Here is a 24148-nt window from a genome sequence, read left to right as displayed (position 1 = left end):
AACAGGAGAGATTACCATGAAAACATTTGAAACGGATTTTGTAACGAGAAACCTTCTGCAAATGTGCTATAACTGCGAGGATGCTTACCTGTGCGAGACGGAAGAGCAATGCAAAGCTTGTTGGGCCCAGAACGGAATGATCCCGGAGCAGGAAGATGAAACAAAACGCTTTTTGGACCTGGTGCATGCGTAAGATACAGATTTCTACAAGGCTTTAGGCCGCTGGTTTTTCCGGTTTAACGGGGGAACAGCGGTCTTTTTGTTTCGTTCATCTTAAGCGAATCGCGCTTTCGAGGGGTCTTTAGCTTCAAGCGGCAAGTATGCTCTAAAAGTACGGGCATATACTGTAAGGAAGCCCGAGTTGGCCGGGTGTCTAAGCGGGCGCAATACGGGAGGCGAGGGGGAATCAGTTATGAGTTTGGGGCCGGACCTATCATGGATGTTTGATTTTGCCGGAACGGTATTGCCGATCTTTTTTGCCTTGATGATAGGCATTGTCGCCCTTTCGGCCGGCAGGGGTCTGCTTGCGTGGAGCAGGAACAACCGGATGCCCGTTCTGACCGTTCCTGCCCGCATTGTATCGAGGCGCAGCGAGATTAAACAGAACTCTACGGAAGAAGGAAGCGCCGCCCGTACGACGATGATCTATTATTTGACCTTTGAATTCGAGAATGGAGAACGGGCGGAATTCAAAGTGAGCGGGAGCGAATACGGGATCAGCGCCGAGCGTGATCAAGGATGGCTGACCTACCAGGGCACCAGGTACCGGGGGTTCAAGCGGGAGCCCCATTTTTCCGTGGCAGGGCAGCGCTAGTTCAGGCGTTTTTGTTCAAATTGTAATAATTTATGGATATCCTCTGTTTCCGTTATGCGGACTCAGGGGATATATTACTAAATATAAGAATTTATTAGTTTCACGTTTATAAATAGCCTTATATTTCTACGAGAAACGTACTTGCGACTTTAAAGGTCGCCGTCAGGCGTTTCTTCTTGTTTACGGACCTAATTTGAGAATGGAGGAATAGAGCATGATGTATAAAAATAAAGCCGTCATCGTAACCGGAGCGGGCCGGGGAATCGGCCGGGCGGTTGCAAAGGCGTATGCGGGCGAGGGCGCACAAGTGGTTGTTGCGGAGCTGGACCGGGAGCTGGGCGAACAGACCGCGGAGGACATCCGGCGGGAGGGAGGACAAGCGGTCTTTATCTCCTGCGATGTTAGCCAGGAGGCGGATACTGCAGCCGCGGTCCGGCAAACGGTACAGGCTTTCGACACCGTGGATATCCTGATTAATAACGCAGGGATCGCGAGCCCGCATACCTCGGCATTTTACGAGCTGTCGGCGGCGGATTGGGATAAGGTGATGAACACGAACGCCCGGGGCTGCTTTCTGATGGGGCGGGAGGCCGCGAAAGTCATGCGGAACAATCCAGATGGAGGAGCGATCGTGAATATTTCCTCCACCCGCGCCCTGATGTCCGAGCCGGATACCGAAGCGTATGCCGCCTCCAAAGGAGCTATTTCTTCGCTGACCCATGCGATGGCAATCACACTTGGCCCGGACGGCATTACGGTGAACTGCATCCTGCCGGGATGGATCGAAACGGGGGATTACGGCGCGCTGCATGAAATCGACCATACCCAGCATCCTGCGGGAAGAGTCGGTGTCCCGGGCGACATCGCCAAAGCCTGTCTATATTTGACCTCTCCGGACAACCGGTTTGTTACCGGCGCCCAGCTCGTCATTGATGGCGGCATGACCCGCAAGATGATCTATGAGCCCTGACTCCAACTTCGAACAATAAAAAATCGCAGGTAAAGTCACCACTTGGGCGTTCGCACATACAATACAACGTGCAATACAGAACGACTGCCTCACTTGGCAAATTGAAGGAGGAAAGCGCGTGGCCGTCATCAAGGCGAATTCGGAAGACGAGAAGGTTCTGGCCCGGCTGATGCGGGCGGAAGCGGAGGAGGACGGGGATCTAGGCATGCTTATGGTGGGCAATGTCGGAGTGAACCGGATACTGGGCAATTGTCTGGATTTTAAAAATATCCGCTCCATCAACGATATGGTGTTTCAGCGGCCTGGAGGATTTGAAGCACCCACCAAAGGGTATTTCTACCAGCGGGCGAGGGAGAGAGACATTCGGCTTGCCAAACGCGCCATCGCTGGCGAAAGAACGCATCCCGCCTCAAATGCGCTCTGGTTTTTCCGTCCCGTTGGCAATTGCCCGGGTACCTGGTTTAACCAGACGAACACCGGACGCTTCAAAGCGCACTGCTTTTTTAGACCTACTGCGCAAAATTGTCCCGCCGTTTACTAAGCGAAATTCATTTTTAGGAGGTCATGATTCATGATTATGCCATCTTATCGTCCCGTTACTTATTCGTACGGAAGCATGTCTGCACAAATGCCTGCCGGAACAAGCGTCCCCCCACAGGTGACAAGCGGAAGCCCGATGACTCCGGGCGGAACTGTCGTTTCCGCTCCGCAGCCTGCTTTTGAGCAGTCCTATATTGAAAATATTTTGCGGCTTAACCTGGGCAAGGTCGGTACGTTCTACATGACGTACGAAAACAACAGCGAATGGAACGCCAAAGTGTTCAAGGGCGTCCTGGAAGCCGCGGGCCGGGATCATATCATCATCAGCGATCCGACGACCGGCCAGCGCACGATCCTGCTGATGGTCAATCTGGACTATGCGACCTTTGACCAGCCCCTTGTCTACCAATACCCGGGTGTCATCGGCAATCCGCCGGTTTCCCGGAATTAACGTTAAACCCCAAAAGGTTCCGGGCAAGCCCGGAACCTTTTTATGTTCCTTTTTCTGAAACAAATGCGAATGCTTGCGGGAATGGCGGATATATTTATATAATAATGAATATCTTTATACCCGGAATAAACAAGGAGCTGAGTCTATTGGGAAATATCTAGCGAAAGGTATGGCTGCCAAGTCGGACGTTCATATTTGCATAAAACGAAGGAGGTGGGCCTACCCGCCGGCCTAACCTGACGACGGGTAGGAGTATAATTTGAGCGACCCTTTACCCGGTTTATTGAGAGTTGGTCTGATTATTCTTTTGGTACTGTTAAACGGATTTTTTGTCTCTGTAGAGTACGCGATGGTCAAGGCGCGCGGAGGCCGGATTGATTCGCTGGCTGAGGAAGGCAGCAAGAGAGCGCTGTCGGCTCAGGGAATCATCCGCAGTATGGATGCGTACCTTTCGGCCTGCCAGCTTGGCATTACACTGGCTTCGCTGGCTCTGGGCTGGCTTGGAGAGCCTGTCATCGCGGCGATGTTGTCGCCGGTTATGTCCGAATTCGGGCTGAGCCGTGCGGCGGTGCATGTATGTTCCGTTATCCTTGCCTTTTTATTGATAACTGTTCTTCATATTGTGCTTGGTGAATTGGCTCCGAAGTCGATTGCGGTTAACAAGGCCGAGACGGTGCTGCTGATGACCGCTGGACTGATAGGCGCTTTTTACAAGCTGATGTACCCATTTATTTGGGTGGTGAACGGACTGGCGCAGGGACTTTTGAGAATGTTCAAGCTGGCGCCCGTTTCCGAGATGGGAACGGCGCATACGGAAGAAGAGATCCGGATTATAATGCAGGAGAGTAACAAGAGCGGACTGATCGATAATACCGAAATGGCCCTGGTGGACAATATTTTCGAATTTGCGGACACTACGGCCAGGGAAATCATGATTCCACGGACGGAAATGATATGCCTGAGCATACATTCTCCAGTCCAGGAAAATTTGCAAATCGCTTTTGAAGGCATGCGGACGCGGTATCCGGTATGCGAGAGCGATAAGGATCATATCATCGGTTTCATTCATATGAAGGACTTGATCCGGGAGAACGCGGTGAACCTGCATGAGTTGATTCGGCCGATACTTACGGTACCGGAATCGATTCAGATCAGCGCCCTGCTCAAAACGATGCAAAAAGCGAAGACGCAAATCGCCATTTTGATCGATGAGTATGGAGGCACGTCGGGTATGGTCACTCTTGAGGACATCATGGAAGAGATCGTCGGCGAAATCCAGGACGAATTCGATCAGGAGCGCGCGGGCATCGAGAAAGTGGGCGAGGAGGAGTACTCGCTCGACGGCCTGCTGCTAATTGAAGAAGTGAACAATCGGTTTGATATGCATCTGGAGACGGAGGATTACGACACGATCGGCGGCTGGGTGTATTCCAGACTTGAAGTCAATCCTCCGCATAAAGGGCAATTTGTGGAGTTCGAGAATCATCTGTTCATCATCGAGGAAACCGAGAACAAGCGAATCTCGCGCATTAAGCTCCTGAAGGTTCAGCCACTGGCCGAAGAAGCGGGAGCCTGAAAGGAAAAATGACTTTTATTCGCTCCAAAATGGAAAGGCAGCACTAATAGTTGTCCCAGAGCGCCCCTAAAGCAAGCGGCTTTAGAGGCGTTCTTTTTTTGCATGCTGAATGAAAGCGTTTAAGAGGGAAGGCGCCCCGTTTGCCAAAGCCGGTTCAAAGATTATATAATTTTTCTGCTAATAACCATCATTCCCTTACTCCGGTCCGGCAGGACAGAAAGGAACTTTAATCTTGAGCAAACCGAAACAAAGCACCCGGGCCTCCTCGGCCTCGATCCAGGAAAGACGCAAGGCCCAGCTGCAACGGCAAAAGAAGAAGACGGTCATCCTATTAACGGTTGGGATACTGCTCGTAGTGGTTCTTTTTGCCGCGATGTTTGTACTAGCTTCCAAAAATACGGGCAGCCCCGGGAGTCCCGCGAGTCCGGTATCCTTTCCGTACGATAAGCTCCCAAGGCTTGGAGCGGCGGATGCGCCAGTAAAACTGGTGGAATTTGGAGATTTTAAATGTCCGGCCTGCGCCCGGTTCTCCGGTGAAGTCAAGCCGCAGCTTGTAGAGGATTACATCGACAAAGGCAAAGCTGCCTTGTATTTTGTCAATATGTCCTTTCTCGGGCCTGATTCCAAGACCGCTTCATTCGCGGCGCTGTCAGTTTACCATCAGAACAGCGAAGCGTTCTGGAAATATTACGATGCCCTGTACGCTAATCAGGGGGACGAGAATACCGAGTGGGCGACGGAGGATTTCTTGGTAGAGCTTGCGCAAAAAGAGAAGATTGACATCGATTACAATCTGCTGCGCAAGGATATTAAGGAACGGACCTATGCCGATGAGCTGGCGGACGATAACGCGATTGCGGAGAACAACCATGTTACAAGCACACCCTCGCTGTTTATTAATGGTATAAAGACCAATGAGCCTTTCAATCTTGAAGCGATCGTCAAAGCGATTGAAACGGCGTCCAAGGCGGTTGAGACAGAATGAAAGCATTCTCCGGCTTCTTGAGTCGGCATGGTCTCTACCTGGCCTGGTTTGTATCCCTGGTTGCCACAGCCGGCAGCCTCTATTTAAGCGAGGTGTTGAAATATGAGCCATGCAAGCTCTGCTGGTTCCAGCGGATTTTCATGTACCCTCAGGTGATTCTTCTCGGCATCGCGACTTACCGGAATGATAAGAAGATTATTTCTTATATCCTTCCGCTGTGTGCCATTGGTGGCAGCATATCGCTGTATCATTACGCGGAGCAGAAAATTCCGGCGCTAGGCAAAGTTCTTCCTTGTACAGTCGGTGTTCCATGCACGAAAGATTACCTGAATTTTTTCGGATTTGTGACAATTCCGCTGCTTGCGCTGACGGCTTTTATTCTTATTGTCCTGCTGCTGTGGAACGCCAGAGAACGTGAGGAGGAGGCGGAAACGGAAGAGGCGGAGGACGGAAACCAAGTATAACGCGCAAGTTTTTTTCTTCAATGGACATAAAAACCCGTGCTGCAGGGATAATACAAGATAATGAACGACATTAATATCTCCTGAAGAGAATTTGCGTGAATTGGTCCGTTTTTCAATTCTTTTTCATCATTTTCACTGTTTACGGTCATGGCATTATGGACTAATATTAGACCTTGTGAGAAGTTGAATATGCGCTGAATTTTCCAGATGGAAAAACGGGGGAACCAACTTGACCGCTTAGACGGCCAACGGGGTGAATCGGTACCGAACCTTCGGACCGTAGGGCTTCCACAGCCCGAATCCGCCAGCTAACCTCGTAAGCAACAGTGGGATAATGATCATGCATAAGCATGCGGTCATTTCCGTATGCTTTTTTTTGTGCCCTTATTTATGAAAATCCACCACTGAAAACGGCGCGCGGTACTACCGTTTCAACTCACAAAAGAGAGGAACTGTATCCAAATGGTAAGCAGAGTAAAACGACTATTGATCGGTCGTCCCAGAAAATCAACCGAACTTGACAACGAAAAGTTAACCAAAGTGAAGGCACTAGCCGTTCTGTCGTCGGACGCACTGTCGTCGGTCGCTTACGGAACGGAACAGATTTTGATTGTGCTGGTAGCAGCAGGTTTTACGGCTATCTGGTATTCATTACCGATTGCCCTCGCGGTATTGGGACTACTGGCAATTCTGATTTTATCTTATCGGCAGACGATTTTCGCTTACCCTCATGGCGGGGGAGCCTATATCGTAGCCAAGGATAATCTCGGCGTTTCCACGGGACTGCTCGCAGGCGGTTCACTGCTTGTGGATTACATCCTGACGGTTGCTGTTAGCGCCTCGGCTGGTACGGATGCAATCACTTCTGCATTTCCGAGTTTGCATGAACATTCCGTTGCCATCGCAGTGACGGTAATCATTATTTTAACCATTATCAATCTTCGCGGCGTAACCGAGTCGGCATCTTTCATTGCCATACCGGTATATTTGTTCGTCTTGTCCATCGTTGTTCTGATTGTCTCCGGGCTGATCAAATTTGCTATAAGCGGCGGTAATGCTTCCGTGCCTGAAATCGGAACTGCGGTATCCAATGTCAGCCTGTTCCTGCTGCTGAAGGCTTTCAGCTCCGGCTGTTCAGCCCTGACCGGTGTCGAAGCGGTATCCAATGCCATTCCAAACTTTAAGGTCCCTGCGGAAAAAAATGCCGCAAAAACCCTCATTATGATGGGGACGATTCTTGGATTCATGTTCACCGGCATTACGCTGCTGGCTTACTGGTACGGCATTACCCCGAACGTCAAGGAAACGGTGGTTTCGCAAATTGCCGAATCGACCTTCGGACGTGGGGTCCTGTATTATTTCATTCAGGCGATCACTGCGGTGATCCTGTTCCTGGCGGCCAACACGGCCTACTCGGCCTTCCCGTTGCTGTCGTTCATGCTGGCTAAAGACAAATACCTGCCGCATGCCTTTATGGTTCGCGGCGACCGCCTTGGCTTCTCCAACGGCATTATTTTCCTTGGCGTGGCCTCAGCGCTCCTCGTGGCAGCGTTCCACGGTGAGACGGGTAACCTGATTCCGCTGTATGCTGTCGGCGTATTTATTCCGTTCACGCTGTCCCAGCTTGGGATGATGATCCGCTGGAAGAAGCTGAAGCCAGCGGGCTGGAAGGCGAAGTTCGCCGTGAATACGGTCGGCATGCTGACCACCTTGACCATTACGCTGATATTTGTGATTACCAAATTCGCAAACGTATGGGTGGCCTTTATCTTCTTACCAATCGTTATGTTGATTTTCTTCCGCATTCATCGTCACTATCAGAACACCGCAGACGAGCTCCGGATTCAGCTGGATAAGGATAAGCCGTGTATTAAAGGAAGCACGATTGTGATTCCGGTATCGGCCGTGACGCGCGCGGTGCTGAATTCGATCAGCTATGCCAAATCCCTGACCGACAATGTGGTGGCTGTCTATGTTGGCTTTGACGAAGAAGAAATCCGCAAGATGGAGGCCAAGTGGGAAGAATGGAACCCCGGCGTACGCTTAATCGTGCTTCGTTCCCGGTACCGCAGCGTCATGCGTCCGCTGGTTAAATTTATTGATACAGTGGAATGGAAGAATGCTGCGACCGATCATATTACGATTCTGATTCCGCAGTTTATTACGAAGCACTGGTGGCAGGCAATACTGCATAACCAGACGAGCGTATTTATCCGGACCTATCTCATGAACCACAAGGATATTGTCGTTGCAACGGTTCCTTATCACTTGAATAAATAACCGGGCGATCTGCCCGCTAGCGGAAAGCTGCTGCTGGAAAATGTCTCTGGCGGCAGCTTTTTTTGTATGTACTAAGTACAAGCAGGGCGCTGCCATTACTATGCATGACACGTAAAAGGATAATCATTATCATTTGAGTTGACAAGATTAAGGGGTGAATGGCTAACGATGGAACGTTTGCATGCGAATCCATTAAATATCGGCTACGCGGAATCGATAATTGTCAAGGATCTCAACCTGTCTGTGCCGACAGGGAAAATTACGGCTCTGGTAGGAGCCAACGGTTCAGGAAAATAAGACGATCCTGAAGACGATGGCCCGGCTGATGAAGCCGACAAGCGGCACTGTGCTCCTGGACGGTAAATCCATTCATACCCAATCGACGAAGGAAGTTGCCCGGCAGCTCGCGATTTTGCCGCAAAATCCGACCGCTCCGGACGGCTTGACCGTTTCCGAGCTGGTGAGCTACGGACGTTATCCGCATCAGAAGGGCTTCGGCTCGCTTATCGCGGAAGACCGGAGAATCATTTCCTCCGCCCTTGAGGTTACCGGGATGGACGCTTTCCGCGACCGGCCGATTGAGCGCCTGTCCGGCGGACAGCGGCAGCGCGCATGGATCGCCATGGCGCTGGTCCAGCAGACAGATATTCTGTTCCTGGACGAACCGACAACCTTTCTGGATATGGCGCATCAGCTTGAGGTGCTTCAGCTTCTGCAGGTGCTGAATGAGCGGGAGGGCCGGACAATTATCATGGTTGTACATGATTTGAACCACGCTTCCCGTTTTGGGCATCATATGGTGGCGATCAAATCGGGCACGGTAGTCAGCGAAGGCGTTCCAGCGGATGTGATGACTCCGGATGTGCTGCGCGATGTGTTCGGGATCGAGGCGGACATTGTTGAAGATCCGCGATCGGGATTGCCGCTCTGTCTTCCTTACAGTCTGGCAGACCAAAAAGTTGTTTAATGAAACTACTTCTTTTGCCGAAACTTATACCCGGATAACAGGCTCCTGTCATTGACAAGGGAGCCTGTTCGTTGTTAAAGTGGGGATTGCCAAAGATATGTATAACAACTAAAGGAGCAAACCCATGGATATCGGCAAAATTCAAGAGGATCTTAAGCGGCTGGTTCCATCCGGAACGATCAAGAGCCATGAGTCGCTCAAAGATCATGTCTTCACCAAAATAGGCGGCCGGGCGGACATACTGGCTGCACCTTCAACGTATGAAGAAATTCAAGCGATCGTTACATATGCTGCCGAGAACGGCATAACGCTTACCATATTAGGGAACGGTTCAAATGTCATCATCCGGGACGGAGGCATTCGCGGCATCGTTCTGCAGACACCCGGATTAAGCGGCATCCACTCTGAAGGCAATTTAGTCATCGCCCAATGCGGCGCCCAAATTATTGATACTTCCCGTTTCGCGCTAGAACGGAAATTGACGGGTCTTGAATTTGCCTGCGGGATTCCCGGCACAGTCGGCGGAGCGCTGTACATGAATGCCGGAGCTTATGGAGGCGAGGTGGCCGATGTGCTGCAAAGCGCGCTTGCGATCGACAAGACCGGCGCCATGGTGAAGCTGGAGGGGGACGACCTGAAATGGGGCTACCGGAAAAGCGTCTTCTCAAGCGGCGACTATCTGATCCTGGAAGCCCGTTTTGCCCTGAAAGAGGGGAACTACGAGGAAATCAAGGCGGAGATGGATAAGCTGACCGAGATGCGGGAATCCAAGCAGCCACTTGAATATCCCTCCTGCGGCAGTGTCTTCAAGCGGCCGCCGGGAAGGTTCGCGGGCCAGCTGATTCAGGAGAGCGGACTTCAAGGAACTAGAATCGGCGGAGCCGAAGTATCGAAGAAGCATGCGGGATTCATCATTAATGCGGATAACGCCACGGCCAGCGATTATATCGGTCTGATTCAGCATGTGAGGGAGACCGTGAAGGGGCGCTTCGACGTCGAGCTGGAGACGGAAGTCGAAATTATCGGGGAAGAGCTGTAAAGCGAAGCTGGTGACAGGTATAGTTCTATATTGTAAATCCACAAAATAAAAGCTGCGGGAAGCGTTCCCCGCAGCTTTTTTTTACATGTTCTTACTCCAGCGCAAGCGTATATTTGGCCCGGTCCGTCTGCGCTTGCACCCTACTCTCATCCGCAGAGGCGAAGGCCAGGCCGCTGACCGCGATTTCGTAGCTGTGAAGCGGAAGGTTGACCAATTCCCCGTCCGCGTTCATTGTGCTGCCCGTGCCATGCAGGATAAGGGCACTGTCCAGATAATCGTCGATAACGCTTGAGGCATCCCTGTAATCAACTCGATCCAGCTTGAAAAAGACTTTATCCTGGTCCTCAAGCTCCTGCTTTTCGATAACTATCGTTCCGCCGGTATGCCCGTTCAGCCAATCGGCCAGCATTTGCACATGTTCTTCCATATTACGATCCCATCCTTTGCCGGATTGTCACTCTTAATCAGTAATTTACCCTGCTTTGGCCGTTTGAATCCATCTAAGCTGCCGCGACACCGCTTTTTCGAAAGAGGAAGGCGGAGAGAACGAAACAGAGCAAAGTCAGCAGCGTAACGCCAAGAAAAATACCCGAGGCCTGATAAATCCCTCCTGCTGCCGCGGCTCCGATCGTGGTTCCGAAATACATCAGGGTGTTCGCCAAAGCCGAGATCGTTCCCCGGGCGGTATCCGACAAAGACTGGAGGGAGCTCATCATGATGGGGAACAGCATTCCGGTGATTCCGAAGATGATGACCAGCTCCGCCTTGATTCCCGTAATACTTCCCGTCAGCGAGAGCAGCGGAAACAGCACGCTATTGATGATAATGCCCAAAATTAATGTCCCGGAGCGGCCGAACCGCTGGGTTAAACGGCTGCCGAACAGGCTGCCAAGCAAGTTGCCGAGACCCAGAAACAGCATGACTTGCCCGATTTGGGCGACATTTAACCCGAAGGCGCCGGAGAGCCAGGAGCCGAGGAAAGAAAAGGCTGCAAAATTACCGATCTGGAAGATAAAATAGGCGGCGAAGGCGCTAACCGCAATGCGGGAAGAGAGAAGAAGGGCATAAGGCTTCAGGAGGGAAAGCCGGTCAACCGATGAGCTTCGCGGCGGTATGGAAGGCATGAGGAAGGGAATCAGCATGGTCAAGAGGAGGGAGAATAAACCGATCACGATAAACGGAAGATTCCAGGAGTGGGCGGCGAAAAAACTGCCGATGGGGAGGCCCAGCATCTGAGCGATGGAGAGACCGGCAGTGGCGATGCCCATGCCCTGTAAAATTTTATCCCTCGGCAGCAGGACCGGAATGGAGGCCCAGATTTGCGGAGATACGACGGCCGCGCTGACCCCGGCGAGAAAACGGAACAGAACCATACTCCAGAACCCGGCTGCCGCGGCGCACAGAGCCGTTGAAACCGAGAATGCGGCCATTCCGCAGATCATAACATGCTTTCGGTTCAGCCGGTCAGACACCGGACCCGCTACCAAAGCGAACAAGGCGTAGCCGAGCGCATAGGCGCTGACCATCCAGCCGGAGCTTGCCGTGGATATATGGAACTCATTCCGAAGGACTGGTAGCAGTGGACTGATCAGAAACGTATCCGTACCGATGGCGAACATAATGAGGAAAAAGAGCGTCAAGCTTGATTTTTGCATAATATACCTCCTATTTCGTTAGTTGGATAACTATTGAACTACAAACTGATAAAAAACCGGATTACAAGGAATCCAGGAATCCGGGCAAATACGAATCGAATGTCTCTCGGTGAAGCTGTATGTACTTGGTCTGAGCTTCTTTTCTTACAAGAATGAGCCCTGCCTCCCTCAGGGTGCGAAAATGATAAGAGGCGTTCGATTTGGAGGCCTCACAGCGTTCACCTACCTCGCCACAGTTCAGTTCCGTCGGGCTGTCTTTCAGGGTACGGATGATTTGCAGACGGGTGTGGTCGGCCAGAGCCTTGAAGATGCGCACACGATATTCGTCAGAAGCATACAGTTGTTCAATAGTCATAGAACTATTATATCTTCATGAAGCGTCCTGTCAATACGGATTATGCGGGATTGGTCTGAAGCTGTTACATCATGTATACTATTACGGGATAAAGGATTACACTAAAAAGCTGCTTGCAGCCGATAGAAATGAACAAAAGCGGGTTGAGGGGATCATGTTACAATTTTTGAGAATCATACACAAAACAGCCGGAATTGTTGGGGCGATATTGATTATTTTTATAGCCATTACCGGCCTGCTTCTTAATCATCGATCGCTAATTGGTTTTGACTCGGAAGAGAAGATGGAGCTGCAAAAGCTTATCTTTGCTCTTCATTCAGGCGTGATCGGCAACATCTCAATCGTATGGCTTACTGATTTGGGCGCAATTTGTATGATTATTTTAAGTATCACCGGTATATGGATGTGGTTTAAAGGACAACATGCAGCTAAACACGGAAAAAGGAGAAACCACTGATGAAACCAAAGATTTTGATAATAATTGCATCTGTAATCTTGATTGTTCTTAATCTAACTGCTTGTGGAAGCACGCAATCAACGGAACCGAATCATTCTCAGCATGCAGAGGAAACAAAGCCGGCAGAAACCGATCATTCTCAGCATGTAGCAGAAACAACACCGGCAGCATCTGATGGCAATCAGGTATCCAAAGCGATTGAAGATGAACTGAGTGGACTGACCAACTTAGAAAAGGAAGTAAATAATGGCGATTTTAAAGCAGCATCTGCTGTTTTTGAAGGTATGCATGACCAGTTTCATACGATTCTTGCCATTTTAAAAGATAAAAAAGGAAATGCATATGTTGATAAAATCCATCCCAAGTTTGATGCTTTGGAGGATGCGATTAATAAAAATGATAAAGATAATGCTTTGAATTTAATCAAAATTAACCGTGATGCACTTTATACCGCTGCTAAGGATTTAGGTGTTGCTCTAAACCAATAACTGACATTACTTAACTCCGTTGAGCCCCGGCCTTGTCTTGTCTAACTGCTATTCCTGTGATATAGTTCTAGACGCATGAATAATAATAGAAGAAGACAATCTGCGGCAATGCCGCAGGAGAGGTTCGCAAACTCCCTCTATAAAAAACTAAGATCCGATATGCCCGGGATGGGTATGTCCATTTTTCACGTTCTTAGTCTACATGGATCAGGTTTGATGAAATCTCGTTCTTCTTTCCAATACCGGCTTTGGATGCCGAAGGAAAAGAGAGGGATTTTTTATTATGTCCGAAGGAAGATTGAAGGAAGAAATGCCGGATGTTACGCTGCTGGGCAACCAGGGGACACAGTATAAATTCGGTTATGCACCCGAGGTGCTGGAGACGTTCGACAACAAGCATCCGGGGAGAGACTATTTTGTAAAATTCAACTGTCCGGAATTTACGAGCCTGTGCCCCGTGACCGGCCAGCCCGATTTTGCCACCCTGTATATTTCGTATATTCCCGAGATCAAGATGGTGGAGTCCAAATCGCTTAAGCTGTATCTGTTCAGCTTCCGCAATCACGGCGATTTTCACGAAGACTGCGTCAACATCATCATGAACGATCTGATCAAGCTGATGGACCCGCGCTACATCGAGGTATGGGGCAAATTCACCCCGCGCGGCGGCATTTCCATTGATCCTTACTGCAACTACGGCCGTCCGGGAACCAAATATGAGGCCATGGCCGAGCATCGGCTGCTGAATCATGATTTGTACCCGGAGACAATCGACAACCGTTAAGGAGAGATTCGAACATGAACAAAAAAGCGCTGGTCGTCTTCAGCGGAGGGCAGGACAGTACAACGTGCCTGGCATGGGCTCTGAAGCAGTTTGAAGAAGTACAGGTCGTTACCTTTAACTATAACCAGCGGCACGCGGCCGAAATTGAAGTCGCGAAGGAAATTGCCGCCCATTTTAATGTGAAGCAGCATATTCTCGATCTAGGCCTGCTAAACCAGCTTGCGCCGAACGCGCTGACCCGCGGGGATATCGAGATTAAGGCAGGAGAGGACGGGGAGCTTCCGAGCACATTTGTCGACGGGCGGAACCTGCTGTTTCTGTCTTTTGCCGCGATTCTGGCGAAGCAGTTATCCTACAATCATATTGTCACCGGCGTTTGCCAAACGGATTTCAGCGGTTACCCCGATTGCCGGGATGTCTTCGTGAAGTCTTTGAACGTTACGCTCAACCTCTCGATGGATTACGAGTTCGTGATTCATACGCCGCTGATGTGGCTGGATAAGAAAGAAACCTGGCAGCTCGCCGACGAGCTCGGCCAGTTCGAATATATCCGCGAGCATACGCTGACGTGCTACAACGGAATCAAAGGGAGCGGCTGCGGCGAGTGTCCGGCCTGCCAGCTGCGGAATCGCGGTCTTCAGCAGTATGAAGAGGTTAGAAAGACGGTGGGCCGCTGATGCTGGGCGAAGTAACGGTATGCAAAATCTTCTCGTTCGACGCGGCGCATCAGCTGGTCGGCCATAAAGGAAAATGCGCGAACGTCCACGGTCACACGTATAGGCTTGAGGTTGTGCTGAAAGGCAAACCGGTCGCGGAGGAGGGACGCTCGGATGAAGGCTTTGTCGTCGATTTCGGCGACATAAAAGCGCTGGTGAAGGAGCAAGTAGTCGACCTGCTGGATCATGCTTTTCTCGCGAAGGGCGACGAGCCTGTGCTGGAGAGCCTTAAGGAGAGCGGCTCGAAGACGGCGGTGCTGTCTTTCCGTACGACGGCTGAGAATCTGGCCAGTTACATCACCTATACGCTGAAGGCGAGCGGTCTGCCGGTGTATTCCGTCAAGCTCTGGGAAACGCCGACTGCATGGGCTGAGGTACTTGCCGCCGATATCCCTGAAGAGGGGCCGTCTTACCGGCTGTATGGAGGCTGTGATCTATGAGCGCCAAAATTCCGGTGATTGAAATGTTCGGGCCGACAATCCAGGGGGAAGGAGCGGTCATCGGCGTCAAGACGATGTTCGTCCGCACCTATGGTTGCGACTACCGCTGCTCCTGGTGCGATTCCGCCTTTACCTGGGACGGCAGCAGTAAAGATAAGCGGGTTATGATGGACGCGGAAGAAATCATGTCCGGTCTGACTGAGCTTGGAGGCAACCGCTTCGACTGCGTCACGATTTCCGGCGGCAATCCGGCGCTGATCGGCGAGGGGCTGTCCGAGCTGATCGACCTGCTCCATGAACGCGGCATCAAGGCGGCTATTGAAACACAGGGCAGCCGCTGGCAGGACTGGTTCCTGAAGGTGGACGCGCTTACGATCAGCCCGAAGCCGCCAAGCTCGGGGATGTCTACCGATTGGGAAGTGCTGGACAGCATTATGGAGCGTGTTCGCACAAGCGGGAAGGGCGCTCACAGCTTGAAGGTCGTCGTCTTTGACGATGAGGACTACAAATATGCGGCAAAGGTGCATCACCGTTATCCTGACATTCCGTTCTTCCTTCAGCCCGGTAACGACAATGTTACGGAGGAGGGGGACATTTCAACTCGTCTCCTAAGCAAGCTGGAATGGCTGTTCGACAAGGTGATTGCCGATCCCGATATGAACGCCGCCCGCGTTCTTCCGCAGCTTCATGCGCTGATCTGGCACAACAAACGCGGCAAATAATTTTGCCGTATGCAAGCTTGGACTATCTGTTATCCGTGTTATCGGAATATTAGGCGTCATTTAACTTTGTCTGTGAAATTTGTTCCATTCTCCAAAAATATACATTAAATATTACAGCTTGTTGACAGTGCATAGCGGACCGTTGACAGTTAAGCGGACGACCGTTAGGATAAATAATATAATTCCGATAAACAAAGTAAGTTTTAGCTGACTGGTATACCAGAGGCCGGGACTCATGACCTATTAAGGTTGTGAGCCCGGCCTTCTTGCTTACTTTGGAAGCCGGCAAAGCGGAATGAAGGTAATGCAAAAATAGATTATAAAGCGAAAGGGGAACTCATAAGACCGGGATTTCAGATGGATGCCGTTTCGAACAAAAAATTCATATAACAATGTATTTTAAACATCAGAATGGACGGATTCTCACATGATTAAAGCATTGAAATCGATTCACCTGGCGTTAAGAGGATATTACTTGTTATTTTTGCTTCTCGTGATTTGGGAGCTGGCTCCCAGACTGGGATGGGTGAGCGCGGTTTTTGTCCCTCCTTTTTCAAGGATTGTGAAAGTCGGAGCGGATCTCGGCATCGTCAATATTTTGCTGTATATCGCCGTAAGTCTGAAAAGAGTGTTTGCGGGGTTCTTTATCGCTTCCATCCTTGCCCTGCCTCTCGGATTCATACTCGCTGGTGCGCTACCTTGGCTGGCCCGCTTCATTAAACCGTTCACGCTGTTTCTTTCCCAGATTCCGCCTTATATTCTCTTTCCCATATTTGTCATTATTATCGGCATCGGTGAAGGGGGCATCTATACGGTGATTTTCTGGTCATCCTTTTGGCCTATCCTGTTCACTTCCATTTCCGGGATCAGCCAGGTTGATCCGCTTCTTGTCCGCGCGGCCAAAGCCATGAATGCCGGCCGCATCCAGATTTTTTTCAAGGTGGTCCTTCCGGCGGCTTTTCCAGCGGTCATGACGGGCCTCCGAACAGGACTTACGATGAGCTTCTTTATGCTGATCGGCGCGGAGAGCATGGGGGCGGATAAAGGCTTAGGCTGGCTCATTCACAACGCTCAGAGCATGGGATTTATCGAACGGATTTATCTCGGGGCTTTAATTGTGGCCTTGGTCGGAGCGCTGCTGAATTTCATTCTGGATTTTCTGGAAGAGAACATCGTGGACTGGAAAGAGAGCGCAGAGGAACAAACCGTATAGCTTCAACAAGACTACAAATAGACAGCGAGGTAGCTTAGCCAATGAGCTCGTTCTGGTCAAATGCTAGAAAAATAGGTTATGGAAGCATTCCGATTATTTTGTTCTTTATCTTCTGGGAGATCGGAGCAGGACAGGTGCCGGAAGGCGTAATTTCCCCTCCGTCAGAGGTGCTTCAAAGTCTGTGGGCGGCCGCTGCTTCGGAAATGCTGTTCAAGCAGACCGCGATTAGCCTGGGAAGGGTAGGCATGGGCTTTGCGCTTTCGATTGTCGTTGCCCTTCCGCTCGGTTTTATATTGGGAACCTTTTTCCAATCCGCCGAAAAGGTGCTGCTGCCCTTCTTTCGGATGTGCGAGAAATTGAATCCCTTTGCCATTATTCCGATCTTTATGATCTTTTTTGGGATTGGCACAGCCGAGAAGGTGGCGATAGTCTTCTGGGCGACCCTTTGGCCGCTGCTGTTCAATACGGTGGCAGGCGCCAGAGCCGTCGAATATCCGCTGATTCGCGCGGCAAGATCAATGGGGGCGACGAGACGGGAGCTTTTTCTCAAGGTCATCCTTCCGTTTTCGCTGCCTAATATCTTCATAGGCGTTGAAATAGCAGCCCAATTATCCTTCTTCATGATTATCGCCTCGGAAGTAATCGGGGCCAGCACCGGACTGGGCTGGTATTATATCAGCGCCACTACCAAGTATCAATTGCCGCTAATGTACGGCATCGTTCTTTATATTACAGTGCTCTCTATCCTGATTAATCTGCTGTTCGGCAGGCTCAAGAAGCGCTTCCTGGTATGGAAAGAAGCGGTGCACATTCATTAGCCGGTATTAATATTAAAAACTCTGGGAGGTTATGAGAAACATGGCAAGAAACAAGAAAAAGCAAAATTTTATTATTATCGGCTCTTTGGCAGTGGTGATTGCTGCCGGAATAGGGATCGGGGCTTATTATGGGAGAACCTCGGACAGTATTCAGGGCGCGGCAGGTCTGAATAACCTTAAGGATGCCAATTATAATGCAGCCGATTCCGGCAAAAAGGTCATCACGCTTAAAACCGATACCAAATTGAATTGCTCCTCGACCCCTTGGGTCATCGCCGAGAAGAAAGGCTTCTTCGCGGCAGAAGGTCTCGAAATCAAATATACAGGCGAGCTGAAAACGGAACAGAAGCTTCCGGCCATCCTGAACGGAACCAATGATATCGGCGCGACATTGCCTAATACATTAGCTACATATGTGGCAGGCGGGGCCAAGGTCAAGGCGGTTACGCTGGGCGAAGTTGACCCGCCGGATAGTGTAGACCCTAAATTCCGTCATATGCGGTATGTAACGAGCGAGAAATTTGCCGGCAAAACATTGAAAGAGTACGTTGAATCGAAAAAGGGTGGCAAGATAACCGTCAGCGGCACCGCTCCAAACTGCAGCACTTTTATTTTCAATTCGGTGTTCAGAAACGCAGGATTGGACCCTAGCCAAATTCAATATGTCGCCTTTGAATCGGATACGGCTGCCATTCAGGCTGTTCAACAGGGAAGTCTGGATGTCGCGGGCATTCATCCGCCTTTCTACAAGCTGGCTAATGATTCCAAGCTTACCGTACTGGCCGACTCTCATGATACCGGTCTGGGTGCAGCATCTGGCGCTTCCGTTTACTACTTTACCGACAAATTTATTCAAGAGAACCCGGAAGCCGTTCAGCGCTTCGTTAATGCCATCAAGAAAGCTCAGGACTGGGTCAATCACAATACAGACGAGTCCATCAAGCTGACTGCCGAGTATATCGGCCAACCGGTTAACGCCACTCACTATTACTTTACGGACAAAGGTCTGCCTACAGAGCTCTTCCAGCCATGGATTGATGATTTGGTACAGTCTGGCACAATTAAGAAAGATCAAGTCAAGACGGATGATATTGTGACTACGCAATTCAGCAGCTAAACCTTCGTTAAGCCGCGCGCGGTCTAACCGTGCCAGCGGAATCCGAAATTAAATCAGGATTATAGTAGAACGGCTTCGCTCTCCTGCAACAGGAGGGTGAAGCCGTTTCTTTGTTATGCGGATACTGCCGCTTGCGAACGGCGCTTGTCACAGGAATGTAAGAACCTTCGAATATAATTGGAGATGTAAGATTAATACATAAGGAAACGGAGATGGGGAGAAATGTCCATTTTGCAGGCTAACGGTCTGATCAAAAACTACGGGAAGGCGCCAAATATCGTCCGGGCACTTCGGGGTGTGGATCTGGAAATAGCGAATGGTGAATTTGCAGCGGTTGTCGGAACGTCCGGAAGCGGGAAGTCCACGCTGCTGCATCTGCTTGGCGGACTGGACCGGCCGACCGAAGGGAAGGTTTTGATCGGCGGCAAGGATATGTATGCGATGAACGATGACGAGCTGACCGTCTTTCGCAGACGGAATATCGGGTTCATTTTTCAGCAGTATAATCTGGTTCCGGTTCTGAATGTGTACGACAATATCATTCTGCCCATAGAGCTGGACGGCAACCGTCCCGACAGAGAGTTTATTGCTTTCATTGCCGAAACGCTGGGATTGTCGGGACTGCTCGATCGCCTTCCGGGCCAGCTGTCGGGCGGCCAGCAGCAGCGGGTTGCGATTGCCCGGGCGCTTGCAGCAAAACCTTCTTTTATTCTCGCGGATGAACCTACCGGTAATCTGGACAGCGTAACGGGGCTGGAAGTCATCGGACTGTTGAAGGTGACCAGCAGGCAATTTAATCAGACGATGGTGATGATTACCCATAATGAGGAAATCGCCTTGATGGCCGACCGGGTGATTCGGATCGAAGACGGGCAGATTGCGGAAGGACGGGTGCCTCATGTTTCGCAATAACACGAAGACGGCGGTAAACCGGCTGACAGCGGGGAGCATGAGGATGAGCCGGGCGAGAAACCGGGTTGTCGTACTGGCTATTTTTTTAACAACCTGGCTGATCACCTCTTTCTTCAGCATCGGGATGAGCGTAGTCAAATCATTCGATGAGCAGGAGATTAAATTGGCCGGTACGAAGGCCCAGGCCGTGCTGACCGCGCCCACAGAAGAACAGCTTCGAGAGATTAAGAAGCTCGATTATGTCAAGGCGGTCGGACTTCAGACAGGAATCGGAGTTTCGGACGGGATTGGCGGAGACTCTGAGACAGCGGTTCAAATCGTATGGTACGATGCGCCCGAATGGAACGCCATGCGTATGCCTGCCATTTCCCAGTGGAAGGGAACCTATCCGGCTGCCCGGAATGAGATCGCCGTTCCGTTGGATGTGCTTCAGCAGATGGGAATCGACAACCCCGAAATCGGGATGGATATTCGGCTTGATTACAAGCTCGCCTCTGATAGCAAGCAGCTCAGGCATGAAGAGAGGTTTAAGCTGACCGGATGGTTCAATGATTATTCCAGCCTTCGGCCCGGAGACGGAGGCACAATGCTTGTATCAGAGCCGTTTATGAAAGAAAGCGGAGCAGCAATACAAACCTCCGGGACGGCTTCCTTTTTATTTACAGGTAAAGACACGGAAAACTTCATCGACAGGCTGCATACGGATCTCCAAGTTACGAAAAATCAGAAGCTTAATGAAGTTTCCAGTAGAAAAAGCCTGGATTCCGGCGGCCAGGCAACGCTTATCGGTTATGGGGGATTGGTCCTGTTTATCATGCTGAGCGGCTATCTGCTAATTTATAACGTGCTGTACATATCGGTTGCAGGCGATACCCGGTTTTACGGTCTGCTGAAAACGATCGGCGTCACGCGCCGCCAAATCCGGGTACTGATCCGTAAACAGGCGCTGAGGCTGGCGCTGATCGGTATCCCGCTGGGCTTGCTGGCCGGTGCGGCTACTTCCCTCGGTATCGTGCCAATGGCTTTGAAGACATTCGATCTGTCCACGGGCCGGAGCCTTTCATTTCACCCGGTTATTTATGCGGGAGCCGGTCTGTTTGCCTTGATCACAACCATGGTCAGCTGCATCAAGCCAGCCAGAGTAGCCGGAAAAATCTCACCCGTCGAAGCAGCCAAATACACCGGGATTACCCCGTATTCCAAAAAGAGCAGCAGTAGCGGCGCCTCAAAGCTTCACCGAATGGCGCTGCGGAATATTTTCCGGAGCAAAAAGCGTGCGATCGTCGTGTTTTTGTCCCTGTTTCTCGGATTGACCACCTTTTTGGTTATCAACACGCTGGTGCTCAGCATGAGTCCGGAACATTTTGTTGCCGATTATATGAAAAATGATTTTGAATTGAGCAATCGCACAATGAACCTTGGCTATCAAGGAGGCACGAAACAGGCGATTACAACTGATCTCGTGTCAGATGTAAAAGCCCTTAAAGCTGCGAAGGACGTTAGAATCACTTATGCCGAGCGGTCCACATTGATTTATGATCCCAAGGTCTTCGGAGCCTATCTCGACAAATTTGCGCAGAACTTTAATATTGAAAGGATTACGGATAGCCAAATCCATAATCAGCCTGAATTATTTGGTGGGTCCGTTATTGGACTTGACCCTGAGTACTTTCGCGAAGTCAACAAAAAACTGCCGAAGCCGGTGGATGAGGAGCGATTCGAACGCGGGGAAATCGCCCTCTTGGACGGGGAGATCGCCAGCTTTAAGACCGGTGACCACTTTCGGCTAAAGCTGAACAACGGAACCGGGACTCCTGAGACATCGCTGGAAATCGGCGGAATGGTATCTTTCCGGGATCAGGTTCCTTATTACGGGATGGCTCCAACCGTGTACATCAGCCAAACCGCCCTGAAGCGATTAGTGAACGATCCGGTCATCTATAAGCTGTCGTTTAATGCGGATCGAAAGGACTGGCCGGAAGTCACGAAGCAGGTAAAAGCGGCAGTTGCCGGAAACAACGATCTGAAACTGGAATCCCGAATGGACATGATGAAGCTGATCCGTTCAGCCAAACTGGCCTTTTATATCCTCGGCGGGGGGCTTTCGCTGATTCTCGCTCTGATCGGCCTTCTCAATTTCGTCAATATAACAGTTACGGGTGTACTGGCGAGAAAAGCCGAGCTGGCGGTACTGGAGGGTATAGGGATGACGCGGGGACAGATTCAAAAATTGCTGCTGCTTGAGGGAGCCTGGTATGCTCTTATATCGGTGCTGCTTGTGGGCGTGATCGGGAATGCGCTGGCCTACGGCGCTTATGACCTGTTCAGCCAGGAAGCGACGTATGCAGTCTATACTTTTCCGGCCATTCCATTGGCTGCAGTAATTGTGCTTATGGCCGCAGTGTGCCTGACCGCCCCGGTTCTCGCATACCGGAAAGTCTGCCTTTCTTCGCTTGCCGAGCGGCTGCGCGAAGCGGCGTGATTCAGTGGGCATGAGCGGCATGTCGCAGCAGGTCATCTTCGGCCTTGATATACTAAGGGCAGAGGAGGGGAGCAGATGACCACGATTCTGATCGTTGAAGATGACCGGCTGCTTCTGGAGGGACTGGTCTACTTACTGGAAAAAGAACAGTACGAGGTGCTTGCAGCCCGCTCCTACCAAGAGGGCGAAGGTTATTTACAATCCCGGAACATCCACCTCGCCCTTCTGGACATCCGTCTGCCCGATGGCAGCGGCACCGGATTGTGCAGGGAAATCCGCCGAAGCTCGGACCTTCCCGTTATTTTCCTCACCGCCAACGATACGGAGCCGGAAATCGTCGCTGGATTTGACCTGGGGGCGGATGACTATATCGCCAAGCCATTCAGCATGGAGGTGCTGCTGCGGCGCGTGAGGGCCGTTCTGAAAAGAGCCGGGGACGATGAGGCCAGGCTGGAGCATTCTTTTATCTATAAAGATTTGAAAGTTAACTTCAATAAAATGACAGTATTCAAAAATGAAGAAGAGCTGAAGCTGACGACGACCGAGTACCGGCTGCTTGAAGCGCTCGCGCAGAACAGCGGACAGGTCATGACCCGCGAAATGCTGCTGAACCGGCTGTGGGACCAATCCGGGAATTTTGTCGATGAGAACACGCTTAGCGTCAATATCAAGAGACTGCGGGACAAGCTTGAAGATGACCCGAAAAACTGCCGGTATATTAAAACGGTATTCGGCATCGGCTACACGTGGGGGGACGGATGAAGAATAATCCATTCCGGACGCTCATTATTTGCTGGACAGCGGTTTTTGCCTTGATATCCGCCCTGTATGCCTTACTGCTGCTCCGTTTCCGTCCAGAGACTCCGGTCCTGATCGGCAGCTTCGTCTATCTGGCAAGCTCGGCCGCGATATGTACGGGCTTCGTGCTTTCCGTCCGCAGAAGAACAGAGAACGCTCTTGAACAGCTGTCCGAAATGATCCAGGGCCTCATTCACCGGAGGGAACAGGAGGTGTTTTCCACAACCGAAGACACATTGCTGTCCAAGCTGCAGAGCCAGGTGATCCAACTGACGGGGATTTTGTCCGCGCAGAGAGAACGGTATCTTCAGGAAAACAGGGAGATCAAATCATTGATCTCGGATATCTCCCACCAGCTCAAGACGCCTCTAGCCAATTTAGCCATGTACAGCAGCCTGCTTGACGACTCCGGATTATCACCTGAACAACGCCCGGAGTTTACCCGCCGATTAAAAAGCCAGACCGACAAGCTGGCGTGGCTGCTCGACAGTCTGATTCAATTATCGCGACTCGAGTCCGGGATTATCTCGATTGATAAGGAAGCCAAAGACCTAGGCAATACGGTTCTTGTCGCCATTAGGCAGGCCTTTCCCGCAGCTGAGAGTAAGAATGTAACGATTGAATGGAAGGGCCGACAGGGGATCGTGCTTCCCCATGATGTCAAATGGACGGCCGAGGCGGTGTATAACGTGATCGATAACGCGGTGAAATACACGGAGGCGGACGGATGTATCACGGTTACGCTAACCGCGTACGATTTGTTCGCCAGAATCGATATCGCCGATAACGGACAGGGAATACCGCCCGATGAACTGAATGAGATTTTTAAGCGGTTCTATCGAGGGACGAATGTCCGGGAGGCCGAAGGTGTCGGTCTGGGACTGTATCTGACCCGCAAAATCATCACCGAGCAAGGGGGATACATCAAAACGGCATCGGCCCCGGGCAGAGGCAGCACCTTCTCGCTCTTCCTCCCGTTGGACGGACTCCGTAAGAATTTAAGGCAACACAACCAATGAATAATCCAAATTATCCGCTCTCCCAGTGAGGGCGGTTTTACTTTTTTTAGAAAGGTATTGCAATATCTATAATACCGAGTATAATA

The 24148-nt window shown here is 50.9% G+C and carries 26 protein-coding genes, 1 pseudogene and 2 riboswitches; of the genes and pseudogenes, 24 read left to right on the top strand and 3 right to left on the bottom strand.

Annotation, left to right across the window (positions count from 1 at the left end):
- The first annotated feature begins 16 nt into the window (after window positions 1–16).
- The 11 genes and pseudogenes from PSAB_RS25955 to murB all read left to right on the top strand — a co-directional run bounded on the left by PSAB_RS25955 (window position 17) and on the right by murB (window position 10086).
- Window positions 17–193: a hypothetical protein gene (locus PSAB_RS25955; RefSeq protein ID WP_165093307.1), complete on the top strand. Its 177-nt coding sequence runs from the start codon at window positions 17–19 to the stop codon at window positions 191–193.
- A 225-nt stretch (window positions 194–418) separates the two neighbouring features.
- Window positions 419–814, top strand: a complete 396-nt coding sequence (locus PSAB_RS13565; RefSeq protein WP_025335125.1) for a DUF2500 domain-containing protein — start codon at window positions 419–421, stop codon at window positions 812–814.
- Window positions 815–1028: 214 nt separating this feature from the next.
- Entirely contained in the window at window positions 1029–1784 is a 756-nt protein-coding gene (locus PSAB_RS13560; protein ID WP_025335124.1) for an SDR family NAD(P)-dependent oxidoreductase, read from the top strand.
- 118 nt (window positions 1785–1902) lie between these two features.
- Window positions 1903–2325 carry a cell wall hydrolase gene (locus PSAB_RS13555; protein WP_025335123.1) on the top strand — a complete coding sequence of 141 codons (423 nt, stop codon included), beginning with the start codon at window positions 1903–1905 and terminating at the stop codon, window positions 2323–2325.
- A gap of 30 nt (window positions 2326–2355) precedes the next feature.
- Window positions 2356–2775 carry a spore coat protein GerQ gene (gene gerQ, locus PSAB_RS13550; protein WP_025335122.1) on the top strand — a complete coding sequence of 140 codons (420 nt, stop codon included), beginning with the start codon at window positions 2356–2358 and terminating at the stop codon, window positions 2773–2775.
- Between the two features lie 259 nt (window positions 2776–3034).
- The gene (locus tag PSAB_RS13545; protein ID WP_025335121.1) at window positions 3035–4351 is read left to right on the top strand and encodes a hemolysin family protein; all 1317 of its coding nucleotides are present in this window, start codon (window positions 3035–3037) and stop codon (window positions 4349–4351) included.
- 232 nt (window positions 4352–4583) lie between these two features.
- Window positions 4584–5336 (top strand): DsbA family protein, encoded by a 753-nt coding sequence (locus tag PSAB_RS13540; RefSeq protein WP_025335120.1) that lies wholly within the window; start codon window positions 4584–4586, stop codon window positions 5334–5336.
- The gene (locus tag PSAB_RS13535; RefSeq protein ID WP_025335119.1) at window positions 5333–5800 is read left to right on the top strand and encodes a disulfide oxidoreductase; all 468 of its coding nucleotides are present in this window, start codon (window positions 5333–5335) and stop codon (window positions 5798–5800) included. The genes PSAB_RS13540 and PSAB_RS13535 overlap by 4 nt, the downstream gene beginning before the upstream one ends.
- Window positions 5801–5982: 182 nt before the next feature.
- Window positions 5983–6138, top strand: a riboswitch (cyclic di-AMP (ydaO/yuaA leader).
- 124 nt (window positions 6139–6262) lie between these two features.
- Window positions 6263–8080, top strand: a complete 1818-nt coding sequence (locus PSAB_RS13530) for an APC family permease (protein WP_025335118.1) — start codon at window positions 6263–6265, stop codon at window positions 8078–8080.
- A gap of 168 nt (window positions 8081–8248) precedes the next feature.
- Window positions 8249–9047 (top strand): annotated as a pseudogene (locus PSAB_RS13525) (ABC transporter ATP-binding protein).
- Between the two features lie 124 nt (window positions 9048–9171).
- Window positions 9172–10086, top strand: a complete 915-nt coding sequence (gene murB / locus PSAB_RS13520; protein WP_025335117.1) for a UDP-N-acetylmuramate dehydrogenase — start codon at window positions 9172–9174, stop codon at window positions 10084–10086.
- A gap of 91 nt (window positions 10087–10177) precedes the next feature.
- Here murB and ymzB read toward each other — a convergent pair whose 3' ends face one another.
- From ymzB to PSAB_RS13505, 3 genes are all read right to left on the bottom strand, one after another.
- On the bottom strand, window positions 10178–10513 hold the full coding sequence (gene ymzB, locus PSAB_RS13515; RefSeq protein ID WP_025335116.1) for a protein YmzB: 336 nt from the start codon (window positions 10511–10513) through the stop codon (window positions 10178–10180).
- 73 nt (window positions 10514–10586) lie between these two features.
- Window positions 10587–11741, bottom strand: a complete 1155-nt coding sequence (locus PSAB_RS13510) for an MFS transporter (protein ID WP_025335115.1) — start codon at window positions 11739–11741, stop codon at window positions 10587–10589.
- Window positions 11742–11802: 61 nt separating this feature from the next.
- Complete coding sequence (locus tag PSAB_RS13505; protein WP_025335114.1) at window positions 11803–12096, bottom strand: ArsR/SmtB family transcription factor; 294 nt, start codon at window positions 12094–12096, stop codon at window positions 11803–11805.
- A 154-nt stretch (window positions 12097–12250) separates the two neighbouring features.
- Between PSAB_RS13505 and PSAB_RS13500 the strand changes: the two genes are divergently transcribed.
- The 13 genes from PSAB_RS13500 (at window position 12251) to PSAB_RS13440 (ending at window position 24062) form a co-directional block, all read left to right on the top strand.
- Entirely contained in the window at window positions 12251–12553 is a 303-nt protein-coding gene (locus PSAB_RS13500) for a PepSY domain-containing protein (protein WP_025335113.1), read from the top strand.
- Window positions 12553–13041 carry a hypothetical protein gene (locus PSAB_RS13495; RefSeq protein ID WP_025335112.1) on the top strand — a complete coding sequence of 163 codons (489 nt, stop codon included), beginning with the start codon at window positions 12553–12555 and terminating at the stop codon, window positions 13039–13041. Before PSAB_RS13500 ends, PSAB_RS13495 begins: the two co-directional genes overlap by 1 nt.
- A gap of 113 nt (window positions 13042–13154) precedes the next feature.
- Window positions 13155–13193: riboswitch (PreQ1 riboswitch) on the top strand.
- Window positions 13194–13324: 131 nt separating this feature from the next.
- A complete protein-coding gene (queF, locus tag PSAB_RS13490; protein ID WP_025335111.1) occupies window positions 13325–13825 on the top strand; it encodes a preQ(1) synthase in 501 nt (166 codons plus the stop codon).
- Between the two features lie 14 nt (window positions 13826–13839).
- On the top strand, window positions 13840–14502 hold the full coding sequence (gene queC / locus PSAB_RS13485; protein WP_025335110.1) for a 7-cyano-7-deazaguanine synthase QueC: 663 nt from the start codon (window positions 13840–13842) through the stop codon (window positions 14500–14502).
- Entirely contained in the window at window positions 14502–14981 is a 480-nt protein-coding gene (gene queD, locus PSAB_RS13480) for a 6-carboxytetrahydropterin synthase QueD (RefSeq protein WP_025335109.1), read from the top strand. The genes queC and queD overlap by 1 nt, the downstream gene beginning before the upstream one ends.
- Window positions 14978–15703 (top strand): 7-carboxy-7-deazaguanine synthase QueE, encoded by a 726-nt coding sequence (gene queE, locus PSAB_RS13475; protein ID WP_025335108.1) that lies wholly within the window; start codon window positions 14978–14980, stop codon window positions 15701–15703. The genes queD and queE overlap by 4 nt, the downstream gene beginning before the upstream one ends.
- Window positions 15704–16130: 427 nt before the next feature.
- The gene (locus PSAB_RS13470; protein WP_025335107.1) at window positions 16131–16916 is read left to right on the top strand and encodes an ABC transporter permease; all 786 of its coding nucleotides are present in this window, start codon (window positions 16131–16133) and stop codon (window positions 16914–16916) included.
- Between the two features lie 41 nt (window positions 16917–16957).
- Window positions 16958–17734: an ABC transporter permease gene (locus PSAB_RS13465; RefSeq protein ID WP_025335106.1), complete on the top strand. Its 777-nt coding sequence runs from the start codon at window positions 16958–16960 to the stop codon at window positions 17732–17734.
- A 40-nt stretch (window positions 17735–17774) separates the two neighbouring features.
- Window positions 17775–18851: an ABC transporter substrate-binding protein gene (locus PSAB_RS13460; protein WP_025335105.1), complete on the top strand. Its 1077-nt coding sequence runs from the start codon at window positions 17775–17777 to the stop codon at window positions 18849–18851.
- Window positions 18852–19073: 222 nt separating this feature from the next.
- Window positions 19074–19763 carry an ABC transporter ATP-binding protein gene (locus tag PSAB_RS13455; protein WP_025335104.1) on the top strand — a complete coding sequence of 230 codons (690 nt, stop codon included), beginning with the start codon at window positions 19074–19076 and terminating at the stop codon, window positions 19761–19763.
- Entirely contained in the window at window positions 19750–22245 is a 2496-nt protein-coding gene (locus PSAB_RS13450; RefSeq protein ID WP_025335103.1) for an ABC transporter permease, read from the top strand. Before PSAB_RS13455 ends, PSAB_RS13450 begins: the two co-directional genes overlap by 14 nt.
- A gap of 75 nt (window positions 22246–22320) precedes the next feature.
- Window positions 22321–23007, top strand: a complete 687-nt coding sequence (locus PSAB_RS13445) for a response regulator transcription factor (protein WP_025335102.1) — start codon at window positions 22321–22323, stop codon at window positions 23005–23007.
- Window positions 23004–24062 carry a sensor histidine kinase gene (locus PSAB_RS13440; RefSeq protein ID WP_025335101.1) on the top strand — a complete coding sequence of 353 codons (1059 nt, stop codon included), beginning with the start codon at window positions 23004–23006 and terminating at the stop codon, window positions 24060–24062. The genes PSAB_RS13445 and PSAB_RS13440 overlap by 4 nt, the downstream gene beginning before the upstream one ends.
- Window positions 24063–24148: the final 86 nt, after the last annotated feature.

This window comes from Paenibacillus sabinae T27 (genome assembly GCF_000612505.1).
GTDB lineage: Bacteria > Bacillota > Bacilli > Paenibacillales > Paenibacillaceae > Paenibacillus_AQ > Paenibacillus_AQ sabinae.
This window is presented reverse-complemented; position numbering and strand designations above follow the sequence as displayed.